The organism is Ruegeria sp. HKCCD6426, from assembly GCF_057221115.1.
The window spans coordinates 467514-482933 of the sequence record NZ_JBWVBF010000003.1; the positions used below are offsets into that span (position 1 = coordinate 467514).

Consider the following 15420-nt stretch of genomic DNA (forward strand, 5'->3'; position numbering starts at 1 on the left):
ACTTTTGGACATATTCTCTTTGATCCCACAATTTGGCGGTTTGCTGTACACTGTGCTGGCATTTGTAGTGGCGCTATCCGTCATCGTAGCCGTTCATGAGTACGGCCACTACATCGTGGGTCGCTGGTCCGGCATTCATGCCGAGGTGTTCTCGATCGGCTTTGGTCCTGTCCTATGGAGCCGCGTCGACAAGCGCGGAACACGGTGGCAGATCGCTTTGTTGCCCCTTGGTGGCTATGTGAAATTCCTGGGCGATTCCAACGCAGCTTCGGGAAAAGACGAAGAGGCGATGGGCGAAATCTCGGAGCAGACCCCTGAAGAACTGCGCCGCACCATGCATGGAGCGCCCTTGTGGGCCCGAACCGCGACCGTGGCGGCCGGACCGGTGTTCAATTTCGCGATGTCCATACTGGTCTTTGGTCTGATTTTCTGGTCACAGGGCGTATCACGCGAACCTTTGACCGTTGGCGCGCTGCACCCATTGCCCGGCACAGTTCAGGGTCTTCAGGATGGTGACGAGATTGTTGCCATCGCTGGTATCACGACACCGGATTTCGATGACCAGAGCACCTGGTCCGAATTCACCGATGCGCTGCCAGTTGAGCCGGTTCTGGATTACAGGGTCATCCGAGACGGACAGACTATCGACGTATCGGCGCCTTGGCTGTTTCCCCCATTGATTCAGCAAGTTGCGCCACGAAGCGCGGCGATGGACATTCAACTGCAGGCCGGTGACGTCATCACGGCCGTGGACGGCGACCCGATCTTTGCTTTCGAACAACTCAAGGAACACGTTGAAAGTTCGGATGGGCGGGCTCTGTTGTTGGACGTTTGGCGCGACGGAGCCGATCTTGAGTTTGCGTTGGCCCCGCGCCGGACAGATGAACCTCGGCCTGAAGGCGGATTTGTAACGCATTGGCGCATTGGCATTGTTGGTGGGATGATGCTTGAACCGGCAACAGTTCCGGCTGGAGTGTGGGATTCGCTAACGGGCGGTGTGCGCCAGACAGTCCGTATCATTGAGGGATCGTTGTCCGGCATGTGGCACATGATTACCGGGGCTATCAGCACGTGCAACATATCCGGCCCAATTGGCATCGCCGAAACCTCAGGTGCGATGGCCAGCCAGGGAGCGCAGAACTTTGTCTTTTTCATCGCGGTTCTGTCGACAGCTGTAGGTTTGCTGAACCTGTTCCCGATTCCCGCGTTGGACGGCGGGCATCTGGTGTTTTACGCCTATGAGGCCGTTGCGGGGAAACCTCCCAGCGACAAGGCGCTGCGTGTGCTGATGGGAATCGGTATAACGCTGATCCTGTCCTTGATGCTTTTTTCAGTCAGCAATGACCTGTTCTGCTAAATAAGGCAGGGTCGGCACGGTCGGGACGCAAAAATGCCTTATTTCGTGGGTAAGTTCTTTTGTGCAAAATCTGACTAACGGACCCTGTCGCTATGACCAAGGCGCTGCAAAAATCTTATCGGAGTTTCAGTTTCCTGTTCCTGTTGAACTGGGACATGCTGCTCAGCTTTGGTGTGACCGCGTTAGCTCTGGCCGCTGGTGCGTATATCCTAGGTCTGTGATTCTTCTGAAATTGTCGACTTGTTAAGTGCGCAAAACAATGTGCGCCTTTGCCGTTTGGTCTTTTGACAAGACGGGGCATACCCGCTACTCAACTGCTAAAGTCTGAAAATTCTGGGTAGAAAAAAAACATGGCGGACAGCAGAGGTACGGGCACATCCTGCGGCTTGAACATGTCGCAAGGCAAGATTTTGTGGCGAGCACTAGCGTTTCTTTTTCTCTTTGCGGGGCTGAGTTTACTGGCTTTGCCGCAGGCGGTTCAGGCGCAGACTTACACGATCACCAACTTCCAGGTTGAAGGAAATCGGCGGATCGAAACCTCGACGATTATCACGCGAACGGGAATCGAAGCGGGACAAACTGTGACAGCTGGGCAGCTGAATGATGCCTTTCAGCGTTTGCTTGACAGTGGCGTTTTTGAGACAGTTGAACTGACGCCTCGGGGCAGCACTCTGGTCATCGAAGTCGAGGAATATCCCACGATTAACCAGATCAGCATTGAGGGGAACCGCCGCGTCAAAGACGATATTCTACTGGATGCGATCGCGTCTCAGCCGAGACGAGTATTTACTCCGCAGGTGGCGGAAGCGGACGCGGATCTGATCGCTGAAGTGTATTCCGCACAGGGTCGGATTGCGGCCACCGTCATTCCGCGCATCATTCGTCGTAGCGACAATCGCGTTGATCTTGTTTTTGAGGTTGCCGAAGGCACCACCATCGAAATCGAACGCGTGAGTTTTGTGGGTAACCGGGCTTATTCCGACCGGCGATTACGCCGCGTTCTGGAGACCAAACAGGCCAATTTCCTGCGGACCTTCCTGCGTGGGGACACCTTTATCGCGGATCGGATCGAATTCGACAAACAGGTGCTGCGTGATTTCTACCTATCTCGAGGTTATGCAGACTTCCGCGTCAACAGTGCGAATGTGGAACTGACCCGCGAGCGCGATGCATTCTTCCTGGTCATCAATGTTACCGAGGGGCAGCAGTTCAAATTCGGTAACATTTCGACCGTAAGCGAAATTCCGGGCGTAGATGCGGCCGCTTATCAGGACGCACTCAAGATCAAACCGGGCGTTGTTTATTCACCTACGTTGATCGAAAACTCGATCGCGCGTCAGGAGCGGCTGGGCATCAAGCAGGGTGTCGACTTCCTGCGGGTTGAACCCCGTGTGACCCGCAATGAACGAGATCTGACCCTGGATGTTCAGTTTGTTCTAACCAAGGGTCCTCGGATCTTTGTCGAGCGTATCGATATCGAGGGTAATACCACCACACTGGATCAGGTGATCCGCCGCCAGTTCGACACGGTTGAAGGTGATCCGTTCAACCCGCGCGAAATCCGCCAAAGCGCAGAGCGCATCCGTGCGCTTGGGTTCTTTGCTGTGGCAGACGTCGAAACCCGCGAGGGCTCTACCCCCAGTCAAGTGATCGTGGACGTAGATGTCGAAGAACAGCCGACAGGCTCGCTTAGCCTGGGTGGCAGTTACTCGGTTTCAGATGGTATCGGGATCGCAATCGGCTTGAACGAGTCCAACTTCCTGGGGCGTGGTCAAAACCTTGGGATTACACTGTCAACTGCGCAGGACTCGGAACAATACGTTATAAACTTTAGCGAGCCCTATTTGCTAGGTCGGAAACTGCGGTTTGATCTCGGAACAGGTCTGGCCACCACCAATTCAAGTTTTGCTACCTTTGACACCAAAAGCGTGTTCTTCAATCCTCAGCTGAGCTATGCCATCGGCGAGCTGTCCTCGCTGCGGTTGCGCTACGGCTGGGATCGCAGCGAAATGACTGAGCAAAGCGGGCAGACCAGCGGGGCCGTGATTTCTTCGGAAATTGCACAGGGTAAGCGGACCGCCAGTTCGATTGGTCTCTCTTATGTCTATGACAGTCGCTTGGGTGGTCTGAACCCCAATGCCGGCGTGCTTCTTGAAGCGAATGTTGATGCCGCTGGTTTGGGTGGAGACAGTGAGTTTATAAGGACAACAGCTCGCGCGATTGCGCAGCAAAGAGTGCTGAATGAAGAAGTTGTTTTGCGCGCCACACTGGAACTTGGCGCCCTGAATTGGACCGGCAACGACTTTAGCCGAACCCTTGATCGCTTTGTTTTGGGGCCGAGTGTTTTCCGAGGCTTTGAACCTGCCGGCATTGGCCCGCGCGATTTGTCCAACGGTCAGGATGACGCGATTGGCGGTAACTACTATTGGGTTGCCCGGTTCGAGTCGGACTTTCCGCTGGGACTACCTGAAGAGCTTGGTCTGCGTGGTGGTGTGTTCTACGACGTTGGAAACCTTTACAACCTCAACAACGTTAATACTGCGGGTGGCAATATCGTTGGGGCAGATGGTTCCATCCGTCATGTGGTCGGGCTTTCAGTGCTCTGGACTACTCCGTTTGGACCGTTGCGTTTCAACTTCTCCCACGCGTTGAAAAAGGAAGCCTTTGACAAGGAACGGAACTTTGACCTGACCATTCAGGCTCAGTTCTAAGATCTGATGTTCGTGGGATTAACAAACAGATTACAGGGCCCGATCCGGGCCCTGTGTGTGTTTCTGGCGTTGGGAACCGCCGGAGCCGTTGAATCGCAACAACTAGGTGTGCCGCAATTAGGCGTGTTGACGATCTCGGGCGAGAAATTGTTTTCCGGATCGGCATTCGGCCAGCGCGTGTTTCGCGAAATAGAAGCGGAAAGCGAAGTTTTGGCCGAGGAGAACGAACGCATTATTGCTGCGCTCAGCAAAGAGGAAAGAGATTTAACGGAACAACGGGCTGAGCTGACGGCCGAACAGTTTCGTCCTCTGGCCGAGGCATTTGACGACAAGGTTCAAAAGCATCGCGAGAGCCAACGGGCCAAATTGGATGCATTGGCACAGCGCAGCGAGGAAGCGCGCAATACCTTTGTCGAGATGGCGCAGCCCGTATTGATTGAGCTGATGCGCGAAACGGGCGCTTCGATCATTATCGAACGGTCCAGCGTTTTCCTGAGTTCGGACGCGTCTGATATCACTGACGCAGCTATCGCGCGGATCAATGCGGCCATCGGTGATGGGCAGGCGCTTGAGGATGGGCGCGGCGAATAGGTTGGCTTGCCCTTAGGGACTGGTATTGCTAACCACGCGGAACAGAGAAATTCAGAACGGGACATCTGCACAATGACCACGGAAACCAAGAGTGCCGACATTCAGTTGATTCAGCGCATTCTACCGCATCGTTATCCGTTTCTTCTGGTCGACAAGGTCGTGGATATTTCAGGATATCAATCCGCAGTGGGCATCAAGAACGTTACCATGAACGAGCCGCACTTCCAGGGGCATTTCCCGGGTACTCCGATCATGCCTGGTGTGACCATAGTGGAGGCCATGGCGCAAACAGCGGGCGTCATGCTGGGCGTTGGCATGGATGTCATCGACAGCGAGTTGCTGATCTACTTCATGAACATCGACAAGTGTAAATTTCGACGCAAGGTTGTCCCGGGCGATGTCCTTGAGATGCATGTCGAAACGGTTCGCGGTAAAAAGGGTGGTAAGATTTTCAAGTTCAGCGGTCGTGCGACGGTTGAGGGCGAAGTTGCTGCCGAGGCTGAATTCTCGGCCTATGTCGACTGGGACATGGAAAAAACGGCATGAGCGGAATCCATCCCAGCGCAATTATCGAAGACGGTGCACAGATAGGTCAGGACTGTAAAATCGGTCCGTTCTGCTACGTTGGTGCGCAGGTCCGTCTTGGGGATCGGGTCGAATTGAAATCGCATGTCGTGGTGACTGGCGATACGTCGATTGATGAAGATAGCGTGATCTTCAATTTCTCAGTCATCGGTGAGATTCCGCAGGATCTGAAGTTCGGCGGCGAGAATACGCGACTGGAGATCGGCAAACGCAACCGTATCCGCGAGCATGTGACTGTGAATACCGGCACCGAAGGTGGTGGCGGCGTAACTCGGATCGGGGATGACTGTCTGTTGATGGCAGGTGTGCACGTTGCCCACGATGTTCAGATTGGCGACCGTGTCATCATGGTCAACCACGCCGGCGCGGCGGGTCATTGCGTCATCGAGGATGACGTGATCGTCGGTGGCATCTCAGGTCTGCACCAATGGGTGCGTGTCGGGCAGGGCGCCATTATCGGGGCGCTGACTATGGTGGCCAAGGATGTGATCCCATATGGCCTCGTTCAGGCGCCTCGCGGCGAGTTGGACGGTCTGAACCTCGTCGGTCTCAAACGTCGCGGCGTTACAAGGGCTGACATCTCGGCCCTGCGCGCAGCGTTCCGAGAGTTGTCTGAAGGTGAGGGCACGTTCATGGATCGCGCCAAGCGTTTGGGTCAAGACGTCGAAAGCGAGTATGTCCGTCAGATTGTCGATTTTGTGACCGGTGACACGGACCGCTCTTTCCTGACACCGGGGAAATAATACGATGCTGGCGTTGATCGCAGGAACGGGCGCGTTGCCTGGTGAACTTGTACCTGCGTTGTCCGAACGCCCTCTGATCTGCGCGTTGGAAGGGTTTGAGCCGGATAGCTTGTCGGCAGAGCTTGTCTTCCCACTTGAGCAACTCGGGAGCTTCATTGCCGAGCTCAAGTCGCGTGGTGTAACCCAGATATGCATGGCCGGGGCGGTGCGACGTCCGGTCGTCGATCCCACTCGCATTGACGCAGCGACGATGCCTCTGGTTCCGATCCTGCAAAAAGCGATCATGTCAGGCGACGATGGTGCACTGCGCGCTGTGATTGGCATATTTGAGGACGCCGGGATGAATGTTCGCGCGGCCCATCAGATCGCGCCCGAGCTTCTGCCGCCGTTGGGTTGCTTGACCGAGGCCCAGCCATCTGAAAACGATCTGGCCGACGCTGACCGGGCGGCCGGAATTCTGCGTGCCATGGGGCCTGCGGATATCGGGCAAGCTTGCATTGTTCTGAAAGGGCAGGCGCTGGCTATCGAGAGTATTTTTGGCACCGCATGGATGCTGCAATCCCTGACCCAGAGACCGGACGCTGGGGGTGGCGTATTATTCAAAGGTCCCAAGCCTCAACAGGATCGGCGAGTAGACTTGCCGGCGATTGGGCCCGATACCGTATCAGGCGCCGTTGCTGCCGGCTTGTCCGGGATTGTCATCGAAAAGGGCGGTGTTCTTGTACTTCAACGGGATCGCGTCATCGAGGAATGTAACCGCCTGGGCCTGTTCCTGACCGTGCGCGAGCGGACGGTCTGATGAGAGTCTTTCTGGTCGCCGGAGAACCCTCGGGCGACCGGCTGGGCGGGGCATTGATGGAGGGCCTGAAGACGCTCGTCCCGGATGTTGAGTTTGACGGCGTCGGCGGTCCCCTGATGCAGGCGCAAGGATTGCAGAGCCATTTTCCCATGGCCGAGCTCAGTGTCATGGGATTGGTTGAAGTTCTTCCGAAATTCTTTCACCTCAAACGCCGTATATCCGAAACCGGGCAGGCGGTACTTGAAACGCAGCCCGATGTTCTGATCACCATCGACAGCCCGGATTTCTCGCTGCGCGTGGCCAAGCTGGTCAAATCCGCCAGTGACATTCGCACCGTTCACTATGTGGCGCCTTCTGTCTGGGCGTGGCGTCCGGGCAGGGCGGATAAGATGGCCAAGGTCATCGACCATGTTCTTGCCCTGCTGCCGTTTGAGCCGCCCTATATGGAACGTGCCGGAATGGAGTGTGACTTTGTCGGCCATCCGGTAGTGAATGAACCCATCGCGTCAGAACAGGACATCGCGGATTTCCGCGCGGCGTATGATCTGGGTGATGCACCTCTGGTATTGGCCTTGCCTGGATCACGCCGAGGCGAGGTCGACCGGCTAGCCCCGGTCTTTGGCGAAGCTCTGTCGATCTTTCTGCATGAGCGTCCGACCGCACGCGTAGTTGTTCCAGCGGTAGCGCATATGGTCAACGCAGTGTCCGAGCATGTCCGCAACTGGCCGGGCAGCCCCGTGGTCGTGGACCCGCGCAACTTGCCATCGGATCACGCCGAGGGGCAGAAACGCGCGGCCTTCGCGGCGGCTGATCTGGCGCTGGCTGCGTCCGGGACCGTTTCGCTTGAGTTGGCAGCACAGTCGACCCCGATGGTTATTGCATATCGGCTCAGCTGGCTGACGCAGAAGATGGCAGAACGGATGGTCAATTTGGATACGGTGACGCTGGTCAATCTTGTGTCCGACACACGTGCCGTGCCCGAATGCCTTCTGGACGAGTGTCAACCGGGCAAGATTGCAGCTGCGTTGACGCAGGTTTCGAATTCACCCGATGACCAGCGCGATGCCATGGAACTGACGATGGAACGGTTGGGGCGCGGTGGTGAGGCCCCCGGATTGCGTGCTGCCCGAGCGGTTCTGGAACGGATGGGCGCGTGATGCTGGACCATGTGGTTTTTGCCGCTTCGGCTTTCATGGCACAAGTGCTGACAAATCTTGACAATCTGGCTGCTTTGCTGGCGCTGATGATGGTTTCTGGTCCGCGGCGCGCAGTTCTTGGCTTCTTGTTGGCGCAGATAATCGTGATTTACGCTGCTCTGCTGCTGGCTTTTGGGGTCGAGGATGTGGTGCCGCAGTGGGCCGGGTATCTGGGGGTGATCCCGCTGACACTTGGCGTTATCGGCGTGGTTCGACAGATTTGGGGGCAACGGTCCGAGGAAACCCCGAGGGTTTCTGCAGGCGCTTCTATGCTTGTGACCATGATGCTGTTTATCAGCCTGTCGATGGACACGTTTGCCGTTCTGGCGCCGCTGCTGGCGGATTCAATTCCCAGTTTCCGGGCGGCGGGAGTAATCGGTGCGACGCTGGCGGCCTTGGGATTGGCGCTGTTGGGCTTGATGGGCGCGCGCGCAAGCTTCATGACCGGCGGGCTGGCACAAAGACTGGAACGCCTTGTGCCCTATGTGATGATCTGTGCCGGTCTTTATATCCTAAGCAACTCCTGGACTGACGCGATTTAGTACCCGCGCCAAATCCAGCCGCCGCCAAAAATGCGGCTGCCTTCACCTTCGTAAAACACACAGGCCTGCCCGGGCGATATGCCTTCCTCGGGCGTCAGCAGCTCAACCTCGGCTGTGGTGTTCGAAAGCGGCCGGATGATCGCCTCACGCGGTGGACGGGTCGAGCGGACTTTAACCGAGAAGTGCCACTCATCCCGAGAGGTGAACGGTTCATCCCCAAGCCAGTTGATCTCGCGCACAGGGATGACACGGGTGGCCAGCATTTCTTTGGGCCCAACCACGACCTGTTTTTTGTCCACGTCCAGCTTGACCACGTAAAGCGGCTCGCTAAGACCACCGATGCCCAATCCGCGGCGTTGCCCGATTGTGTAGTGAATAACGCCGTCATGCTGGGCCAGCACACGGCCATCAGCATGGACTATCTCGCCGGGTTCAGCTGCACCCGGGCGCAGCTTTTCGATCACGCTGGCATAGTTGCCGTTGGGCACAAAACAGATGTCCTGACTGTCGGGTTTGTCCGCCACCGCCAACCCGTATTGCGCCGCCATCTCGCGTGTCGCGTCTTTTGAAGGCAGATGACCTAGCGGGAAGCGCAGGAAGTCCAGTTGCTCGGGCGTGGTCGAGAACAGAAAATAGGATTGGTCGCGGTTCGCATCCTCGGCACTGTGCAGTTCCGGACCATTGGAGCCCATCTTGCGCTGGATGTAATGTCCCGTGGCCATGCAGTCAGCCTCAAGGTCCTTGGCGGTTTCCAGCAGGTCCTTGAACTTCACACGTTCATTGCAGCGAATGCAGGGCACCGGTGTTGCGCCGGCCAAATAACTGTCCGCGAATTCGTCAATCACCGCGTCTTTGAAGATGTTCTCATAATCCAGAACGTAATGCGGAAAGCCGCGCTCTTCCGCAACGCGCCGCGCATCGTGGATGTCGATCCCCGCACAGCACGCACCTTTCTTGGCCAATGCCGCCCCGTGGTCATAAAGCTGCAGCGTCACACCGATCACGTCATATCCCTGATCCGCCAGATAGGCGGCCACAACAGAACTGTCCACGCCACCGGACATGGCGACAACCACCCGCGTTTCCGAGGGCGATTTTGCGAAGCCAAGTGAGTTCAGCGGGGTCTCGGTATCGAGGGCCATTGGCGGTTCCAGTCCGGGTTAAGAAAGACCGGCAGAATATAGGAAAATTCTACACACTCTCAAGGGGCGGTTTCACTTGGCTTTAAGTAGGCTGGAGTCAGCTTTGATGCAGCAGGAAAAGGGTAGAAAGATGTATTTGCACAAAGTGGAAGGTCCAAGGTCGATCACGTTACCGGATGGATCCATTATGACACGGGCGGATTTGCCACCGGCGGATACACGCAGATGGGTCGCGTCACGCAAGATTCTGGTGGTGAGGGGTGTTCTTTACGGACTGATTTCATTGTCTGATGCGAAAAAGCGGTACGGTATCTGCGACGAAGAATTCAACACATGGGTATCGATGGTCGCCGAACACGGTGTGGACGCGTTGAAAGTGACGGCATTAAAAAAATATCGACAACCTAAAGGAGAAAGTGAATAAAAGATTCAACGGTAACGCCAGATTAACCATTTTTGTTCAGGCTCGATTTTAATTGGAAAGATTGAACTGAATTGGAGCAGTGTAATGCGAATACTTCTTGTCGAGGATGATCCAACAACGTCAAAAAGCATCGAGTTGATGCTGACACATGCCAATCTGAACGTGTATGCGACGGACCTGGGCGAAGAAGGTATCGATCTGGCGAAACTCTATGATTATGACCTGATACTGCTGGACTTGAACCTGCCGGATATGAACGGGCATGAGGTTTTGCGCCAGCTTCGGATTGCGCGCGTTGAAACACCGATCCTGATTCTGTCCGGCGCGGATGACACCGAAAGCAAGATAAAGGGCTTTGGTTTTGGAGCGGACGATTACCTGACCAAACCTTTCCACCGCGAAGAGTTGGTGGCGCGAATTCATGCGATCATCCGGCGGTCAAAAGGGCATTCGCAATCGATCATCCACACCGGTCGCGTGGCAGTCAATCTGGATGCCAAGACGGTCGAGGTGGCGGGCAAGACGGTGCACCTGACTGGCAAGGAATACCAGATGTTGGAGCTTCTGAGCCTGCGTAAGGGAACGACCCTGACCAAAGAAATGTTCCTGAACCATCTCTATGGCGGTATGGACGAACCCGAACTGAAAATAATCGACGTGTTTATTTGCAAGCTGCGCAAGAAGCTCAGCAATGCCACGGGCGGCGAGAACTATATCGAAACGGTCTGGGGCCGGGGATATGTTCTACGCGATCCGCAGGCGAATAGTGTTGACGAAACCCGCATGGCGGTTGGCGCCTGATTTCACCCTATCACTGCCGTCGCTGGTCCAGGGCGGCAACCTCGCTCACGGCTCAGCACAGTACTGGACCTAGCCATGGCCTCGCCCTATCACTGGGGTCCAAGAAAACGTGACGGGGCGAGGCCATGAGCGAATCCATTCCGGTATCAGAGCTGACCGAGGACACGGCGCGGGCCGAATTGGCTCGGCTGGCAGCTGAAATCCTCCGGGCCAACCAACTGTACCACGCCGAGGACGCACCAGAGATATCGGACTCGGATTACGACTCTTTGAAGCGCCGGAACACGGACATCGAGGAGCGATTTCCGCATCTCAAGCGTCCGGATAGCCCGACTGATCAGGTTGGCGCGCGCGCTGCAGAGGGGTTTTCCAAGGTCACGCATGCTGTTCGCATGATGTCTTTGGGCAATGCGTTCGATGACGAAGACGTCGCCGATTTCGATCGTTCGATTCGAAAGTATCTTGGACTGTCCAGCGATGCGCCGCTCGCTTTTACCGCTGAGCCCAAAATTGACGGTCTTTCGTTGTCTTTGCGGTACGAGCGCGGCAAGTTGGTTCAGGCCTCAACCCGAGGTGATGGCGAAGTCGGTGAAAACGTGACTGCCAACGCGTTAACGGTGACCGATATTCCACATGAAATCGACGATGCACCTGATGTGTTGGAAGTACGCGGCGAGGTCTATATGTCTCACGCCGATTTCGATGTGCTCAACGTGCGACAGGCCGAAACCGGGGGCAAGACATTTGCCAATCCCAGAAACGTTGCGGCCGGTTCTTTACGGCAACTGGACGCCTCGATCACGCGATCACGTCCGCTGCGGTTTTATGCTTATGCCTGGGGGGAATTGTCCGCGCCATTAGCGAATACACAAATGGAGGCAATTCAGCGGCTGAAGTCTCTTGGGTTCCAAGTAAACGACTTGACCAGATTGTGTGACACAACCCAGCAGATGCTGGATCATTATCGCCAGATCGAAGCGCAGCGTGCGACCCTTGGATATGACATCGACGGGGTTGTCTACAAGGTGAACGACCTGGGCCTTCAAGCCCGGCTTGGGTTTCGGTCAACGACGCCCCGCTGGGCGATTGCGCATAAATTCCCGGCAGAACTGGCCTGGACCCGGCTCGAGGCGATCGACATTCAGGTCGGTCGTACCGGTGCGCTAAGTCCTGTGGCTCGGTTGCATCCGGTAACAGTCGGCGGTGTAGTTGTTTCGAATGCGACGCTGCACAACGAAGACTATATTGCCGGGCGCGATGCCAAAGGCGGCGTGATCAGGGGCGGCAAAGATGTTCGAATTGGCGACTGGGTGCAGGTCTACAGGGCGGGCGATGTTATACCAAAACTCGCGGACGTTGATCTAAGCAAAAGGCCCGACGATGCTGACCCCTATAAATTCCCAACGAAATGCCCGGAATGCCATAGCGAGGCTATTCGGGAAGATGGCGACGCGGTGCGTCGGTGTACCGGAGGCCTGATCTGTCCGGCTCAGGCCGTTGAAAAGCTGAAACATTTTGTTTCACGCAAAGCCTTCGACATTGAGGGGCTGGGTGCAAAACAAGTCGAGATGTTCTATGACGACCCGGTTCTGCCCATAAACGTGCCCGCCGATATATTCTCATTGCAGGTGCGCGACGCCCAGAATCTTGCTCGCCTGAAAAACAGGGACGGATGGGGTGAGACGTCGGCCAGTAATCTTTTCGCGGCGATTGATGAAAAACGGACTATCCCTTTTGCGCGCCTGTTGTTTGCCCTTGGCATTCGACATGTGGGTGAAGTGGGTGCGCGCGATCTGGCACTTTATTATCGCGATTGGGACTCCATGGCACAAGCCATCGATACAGCGCGTCCCGCCGCGTTGGCGCATCGACAGGCAGATGAAGCAGAAGAAGCCGAGCGGAACATCGCGATGACCGAAAATCGCCGGGCGCGTATCAAGGAGGCGCGGGACGCTGCGACCACCGCGCTGGATGTTCCTGCAGCCGCAGCCATCGCTTGGTCGGATCTGACTGGAATTGATGGCATCGGCGCGACGCTGGGATTGTCTTTGTCCGATGCCTTCGCCAACGCGGATGAGCGACGGGCGTTTGACGATTTGCGTGGCCATTTGGTGATTGTCGCGCCCGATGCACCGGCCACGAACAGCCCTGTGGCCGGAAAGACCGTTGTCTTTACCGGAACGCTGGAAAAAATGACCCGCGCAGAGGCAAAGGCACGGGCCGAAGCGTTGGGGGCAAAGGTGTCCGGTTCTGTTAGCCAAAAAACCGACCTGCTGATTGCTGGGCCGGGTGCGGGATCAAAGGCTAAGAAAGCGGCGGACCTTGGGATAGAAACCCTGGACGAAGATGGCTGGTTGCAGCTGATCGGGGATGCATGACGGGCCGTCCCGAGAAACTTTTCCCGCTATTCGCTGGGTTGGAAACGCTGGAAGGTGTTGGCCCCAAGACCGCTCAGCACTTGGCGCAGCTGGGGATCGAGTCCCCGCGTGACGTGCTGTTTTCATTACCCTATGCGGTCGTGGACAGGCGGCGTCGCGATACGATCAAAGGTGCCGATCTGCCCTCGACGCTGACGGTAGAAGTGACGGTTGGGGCTCATCGTCCTGCGCGAAATCGCGGTGGAGCATATCGTATTCAGGTTGAAGACAGTCAATCCGATTTCCAGCTTGTTTTCTTTCATGCGCGTGGTGATTACCTAAAGAAAATTCTGCCTCAAGGTTTCCGCAGGGTGGTTTCGGGCAAGCTGGAACTGTTCGATGGTATGGCGCAGATGGTTCACCCGGATCACATTGTACCTCCAGAGGAAGCGGGAGAGTTGCCCGAGTTCGAACCAGTCTATCATTTGACGCAGGGCGTCACTCAGAAAACTGCGTATAAGGCGGCGCAGAGTGCTCTGGCGCGCGCACCTGACTTGGCGGAGTGGGCCGATCCGGCGCAGGTCGACCGACAAAACTGGCCCGATTGGGTAACGGCCATGCAGGCGGCGCACCATCCAAGAGGGGCGGATGACGTGGCACCATTTGCCCCGGCGCGGGAACGGCTGGCCTATGATGAACTGTTCGCGCACCAGCTCACTTTGGCTTTGGCGCGCCAGCGTGAACGGAAGACCCGCGGGGTAGTCAGCGTTGGAACCGGAAAGCTTCAGTCCAATGTCCTGAACAGTTTGCCGTATCGCCCCACAGAGGCACAATCGCGCGCGGTTGGCGACATTTCCACCGACATGGCGTCCGATACACGGATGAACCGATTACTTCAGGGGGACGTGGGTGCAGGTAAGACGTTAGTGGCGTTTCTTGCGCTGCTGATCGCGGTCGAGGCCGGAGGGCAGGGGGTCATGATGGCGCCTACCGAAATACTTGCGCGCCAACATCTCGAAGGGCTGCGGCCGCTTGCCGAAGAGGCGGGCGTGGTGCTGGAAATTCTGACAGGGCGCGACAAAGGAGCCGAGCGGCGCGCTAAGTTGGCGGCGCTGAAACGCGGCGACATCCAAATTCTGGTCGGAACGCATGCGGTGTTTCAGGAAGACGTTGAATTTCACGATCTGCGTCTGGCTGTCGTCGACGAACAGCATCGATTTGGTGTTCGGCAGCGCATGGAGCTGTCCGAGAAAGGGCGGCGCGCAGACGTTCTGGTCATGACCGCCACTCCCATTCCACGCAGCTTGGCGTTGGCTCAATATGGCGACATGGATGTGTCGGTTCTGAATGAGAAGCCGCCCGGACGAAAACCCATCAAAACCGCGATAGTAAGCACCCAGCGCATGGAAGAGGTGGTGGCCCATCTTCGCCGGGCGATTGAGGAAGGAACGCAGTGTTATTGGGTGTGTCCTTTGGTCGATGAGTCCGAGGTTTCGGATCTGACAGCGGCGGAAGAGCGTTTCAAACGTTTACGAGCGCTGCTGGGTGATGATGTCGTTGGGTTGGTTCACGGCCAGATGCCACCGGCTGATAAGGACGCGGCCATGGCTGCATTTCAGACAGGGCAGACCAAGATTCTGGTGGCGACAACGGTCATCGAAGTTGGTGTGAATGTTCCCAACGCCACAATCATGGTTATCGAACGAGCCGAGATATTTGGGCTTGCACAGCTCCATCAGCTGAGAGGGCGCGTCGGACGCGGCGAAGATGCGTCGACCTGTCTGTTGATGTATCAGGCCCCGCTTAGCGAGGGCGGGAGAAAACGGCTGGAAGTACTGCGCGAGACCGAAGATGGGTTTCGCATTGCTGAAACAGATTTACAGATGCGAGGGGCTGGTGATCTGATTGGAACCGCCCAGTCCGGTCTGCCAAAATTCCGCATTGCCGATCTGGAACGACAGGCCGGGCTGATGGCTGTGGCGCAGTCTGACGCACGAGCTCTACTGGCAAGTGATCCCCAACTGAAGTCGGAACGTGGACAGGGGGCCCGTGTTCTGTTGTGGTTGATGAAACAGGATCAGGCGATCCGTTTGATTTCAGTGGGTTAGCCAATTTGTTCCGCTAGGTTCACAAATGTTCTCAAAAAGTTCTTTACCGACTCGGAAAAATATG

General features: G+C 56.5%; 14 protein-coding genes. 13 read left to right on the forward strand and 1 reads right to left on the reverse strand.

Annotated features, from left to right (window positions below; all coding sequences use genetic code 11):
- Positions 1-4 precede the first annotated feature (4 nt).
- The 9 genes from rseP to AC2TDA_RS11160 all read left to right on the forward strand — a co-directional run bounded on the left by rseP (position 5) and on the right by AC2TDA_RS11160 (position 8524).
- The gene (gene rseP / locus AC2TDA_RS11120) at positions 5-1357 is read left to right on the forward strand and encodes an RIP metalloprotease RseP (RefSeq protein ID WP_480879285.1); all 1353 of its coding nucleotides are present in this window, start codon (positions 5-7) and stop codon (positions 1355-1357) included.
- A gap of 92 nt (positions 1358-1449) precedes the next feature.
- Positions 1450-1578 carry a hypothetical protein gene (locus tag AC2TDA_RS11125; RefSeq protein ID WP_480845586.1) on the forward strand — a complete coding sequence of 43 codons (129 nt, stop codon included), beginning with the start codon at positions 1450-1452 and terminating at the stop codon, positions 1576-1578.
- A gap of 129 nt (positions 1579-1707) precedes the next feature.
- Entirely contained in the window at positions 1708-4068 is a 2361-nt protein-coding gene (gene bamA, locus AC2TDA_RS11130) for an outer membrane protein assembly factor BamA (RefSeq protein WP_480879286.1), read from the forward strand.
- A 12-nt stretch (positions 4069-4080) separates the two neighbouring features.
- A complete protein-coding gene (locus AC2TDA_RS11135) occupies positions 4081-4659 on the forward strand; it encodes an OmpH family outer membrane protein (protein WP_480879287.1) in 579 nt (192 codons plus the stop codon).
- Between the two features lie 72 nt (positions 4660-4731).
- The gene (gene fabZ / locus AC2TDA_RS11140; RefSeq protein ID WP_480845582.1) at positions 4732-5205 is read left to right on the forward strand and encodes a 3-hydroxyacyl-ACP dehydratase FabZ; all 474 of its coding nucleotides are present in this window, start codon (positions 4732-4734) and stop codon (positions 5203-5205) included.
- On the forward strand, positions 5202-5987 hold the full coding sequence (gene lpxA / locus AC2TDA_RS11145) for an acyl-ACP--UDP-N-acetylglucosamine O-acyltransferase (protein WP_480845580.1): 786 nt from the start codon (positions 5202-5204) through the stop codon (positions 5985-5987). The genes fabZ and lpxA overlap by 4 nt, the downstream gene beginning before the upstream one ends.
- A 4-nt stretch (positions 5988-5991) precedes the next feature.
- Positions 5992-6786 (forward strand): LpxI family protein, encoded by a 795-nt coding sequence (locus AC2TDA_RS11150; protein ID WP_480845579.1) that lies wholly within the window; start codon positions 5992-5994, stop codon positions 6784-6786.
- Complete coding sequence (gene lpxB, locus AC2TDA_RS11155; RefSeq protein ID WP_480879288.1) at positions 6786-7943, forward strand: lipid-A-disaccharide synthase; 1158 nt, start codon at positions 6786-6788, stop codon at positions 7941-7943. Before AC2TDA_RS11150 ends, lpxB begins: the two co-directional genes overlap by 1 nt.
- On the forward strand, positions 7943-8524 hold the full coding sequence (locus AC2TDA_RS11160) for a hypothetical protein (protein ID WP_480845576.1): 582 nt from the start codon (positions 7943-7945) through the stop codon (positions 8522-8524). The genes lpxB and AC2TDA_RS11160 overlap by 1 nt, the downstream gene beginning before the upstream one ends.
- On the opposite strand, the gene mnmA is transcribed toward AC2TDA_RS11160, so the two are convergent.
- Positions 8521-9666: a tRNA 2-thiouridine(34) synthase MnmA gene (mnmA, locus tag AC2TDA_RS11165; RefSeq protein WP_480879289.1), complete on the reverse strand. Its 1146-nt coding sequence runs from the start codon at positions 9664-9666 to the stop codon at positions 8521-8523. The two genes, AC2TDA_RS11160 and mnmA, sit on opposite strands and share 4 nt — an antisense overlap.
- 130 nt (positions 9667-9796) lie before the next feature.
- On the opposite strand from mnmA, the gene sciP reads away from it, so the two are divergent.
- From sciP to recG, 4 genes are all read left to right on the forward strand, one after another.
- Complete coding sequence (sciP, locus tag AC2TDA_RS11170) at positions 9797-10090, forward strand: CtrA inhibitor SciP (RefSeq protein ID WP_480879495.1); 294 nt, start codon at positions 9797-9799, stop codon at positions 10088-10090.
- 84 nt (positions 10091-10174) lie between these two features.
- Positions 10175-10891 carry a response regulator transcription factor CtrA gene (gene ctrA / locus AC2TDA_RS11175; protein ID WP_480845573.1) on the forward strand — a complete coding sequence of 239 codons (717 nt, stop codon included), beginning with the start codon at positions 10175-10177 and terminating at the stop codon, positions 10889-10891.
- 125 nt (positions 10892-11016) lie between these two features.
- Positions 11017-13269: an NAD-dependent DNA ligase LigA gene (gene ligA / locus AC2TDA_RS11180; RefSeq protein WP_480879290.1), complete on the forward strand. Its 2253-nt coding sequence runs from the start codon at positions 11017-11019 to the stop codon at positions 13267-13269.
- Positions 13266-15356 (forward strand): ATP-dependent DNA helicase RecG, encoded by a 2091-nt coding sequence (gene recG / locus AC2TDA_RS11185; protein ID WP_480879291.1) that lies wholly within the window; start codon positions 13266-13268, stop codon positions 15354-15356. The genes ligA and recG overlap by 4 nt, the downstream gene beginning before the upstream one ends.
- The last annotated feature ends 64 nt before the right edge of the window (positions 15357-15420 follow it).

What these genes read in the sequence shown, in the direction of transcription:
- AC2TDA_RS11125 (WP_480845586.1), top strand. Translation starts at nt 1,450, where the DNA reads ATGACCAAGGCGCTGCAAAAATCTTATCGGAGTTTCAGTTTCCTGTTC.
- bamA (WP_480879286.1), top strand. Translation starts at nt 1,708, where the DNA reads ATGGCGGACAGCAGAGGTACGGGCACATCCTGCGGCTTGAACATGTCG.
- fabZ (WP_480845582.1), top strand. Translation starts at nt 4,732, where the DNA reads ATGACCACGGAAACCAAGAGTGCCGACATTCAGTTGATTCAGCGCATT.
- lpxA (WP_480845580.1), top strand. Translation starts at nt 5,202, where the DNA reads ATGAGCGGAATCCATCCCAGCGCAATTATCGAAGACGGTGCACAGATA.
- AC2TDA_RS11150 (WP_480845579.1), top strand. Translation starts at nt 5,992, where the DNA reads ATGCTGGCGTTGATCGCAGGAACGGGCGCGTTGCCTGGTGAACTTGTA.
- lpxB (WP_480879288.1), top strand. Translation starts at nt 6,786, where the DNA reads ATGAGAGTCTTTCTGGTCGCCGGAGAACCCTCGGGCGACCGGCTGGGC.
- AC2TDA_RS11160 (WP_480845576.1), top strand. Translation starts at nt 7,943, where the DNA reads ATGCTGGACCATGTGGTTTTTGCCGCTTCGGCTTTCATGGCACAAGTG.
- mnmA (WP_480879289.1), bottom strand. Translation starts at nt 9,666, where the DNA reads ATGGCCCTCGATACCGAGACCCCGCTGAACTCACTTGGCTTCGCAAAA.
- sciP (WP_480879495.1), top strand. Translation starts at nt 9,797, where the DNA reads ATGTATTTGCACAAAGTGGAAGGTCCAAGGTCGATCACGTTACCGGAT.
- ctrA (WP_480845573.1), top strand. Translation starts at nt 10,175, where the DNA reads ATGCGAATACTTCTTGTCGAGGATGATCCAACAACGTCAAAAAGCATC.
- ligA (WP_480879290.1), top strand. Translation starts at nt 11,017, where the DNA reads ATGAGCGAATCCATTCCGGTATCAGAGCTGACCGAGGACACGGCGCGG.
- recG (WP_480879291.1), top strand. Translation starts at nt 13,266, where the DNA reads ATGACGGGCCGTCCCGAGAAACTTTTCCCGCTATTCGCTGGGTTGGAA.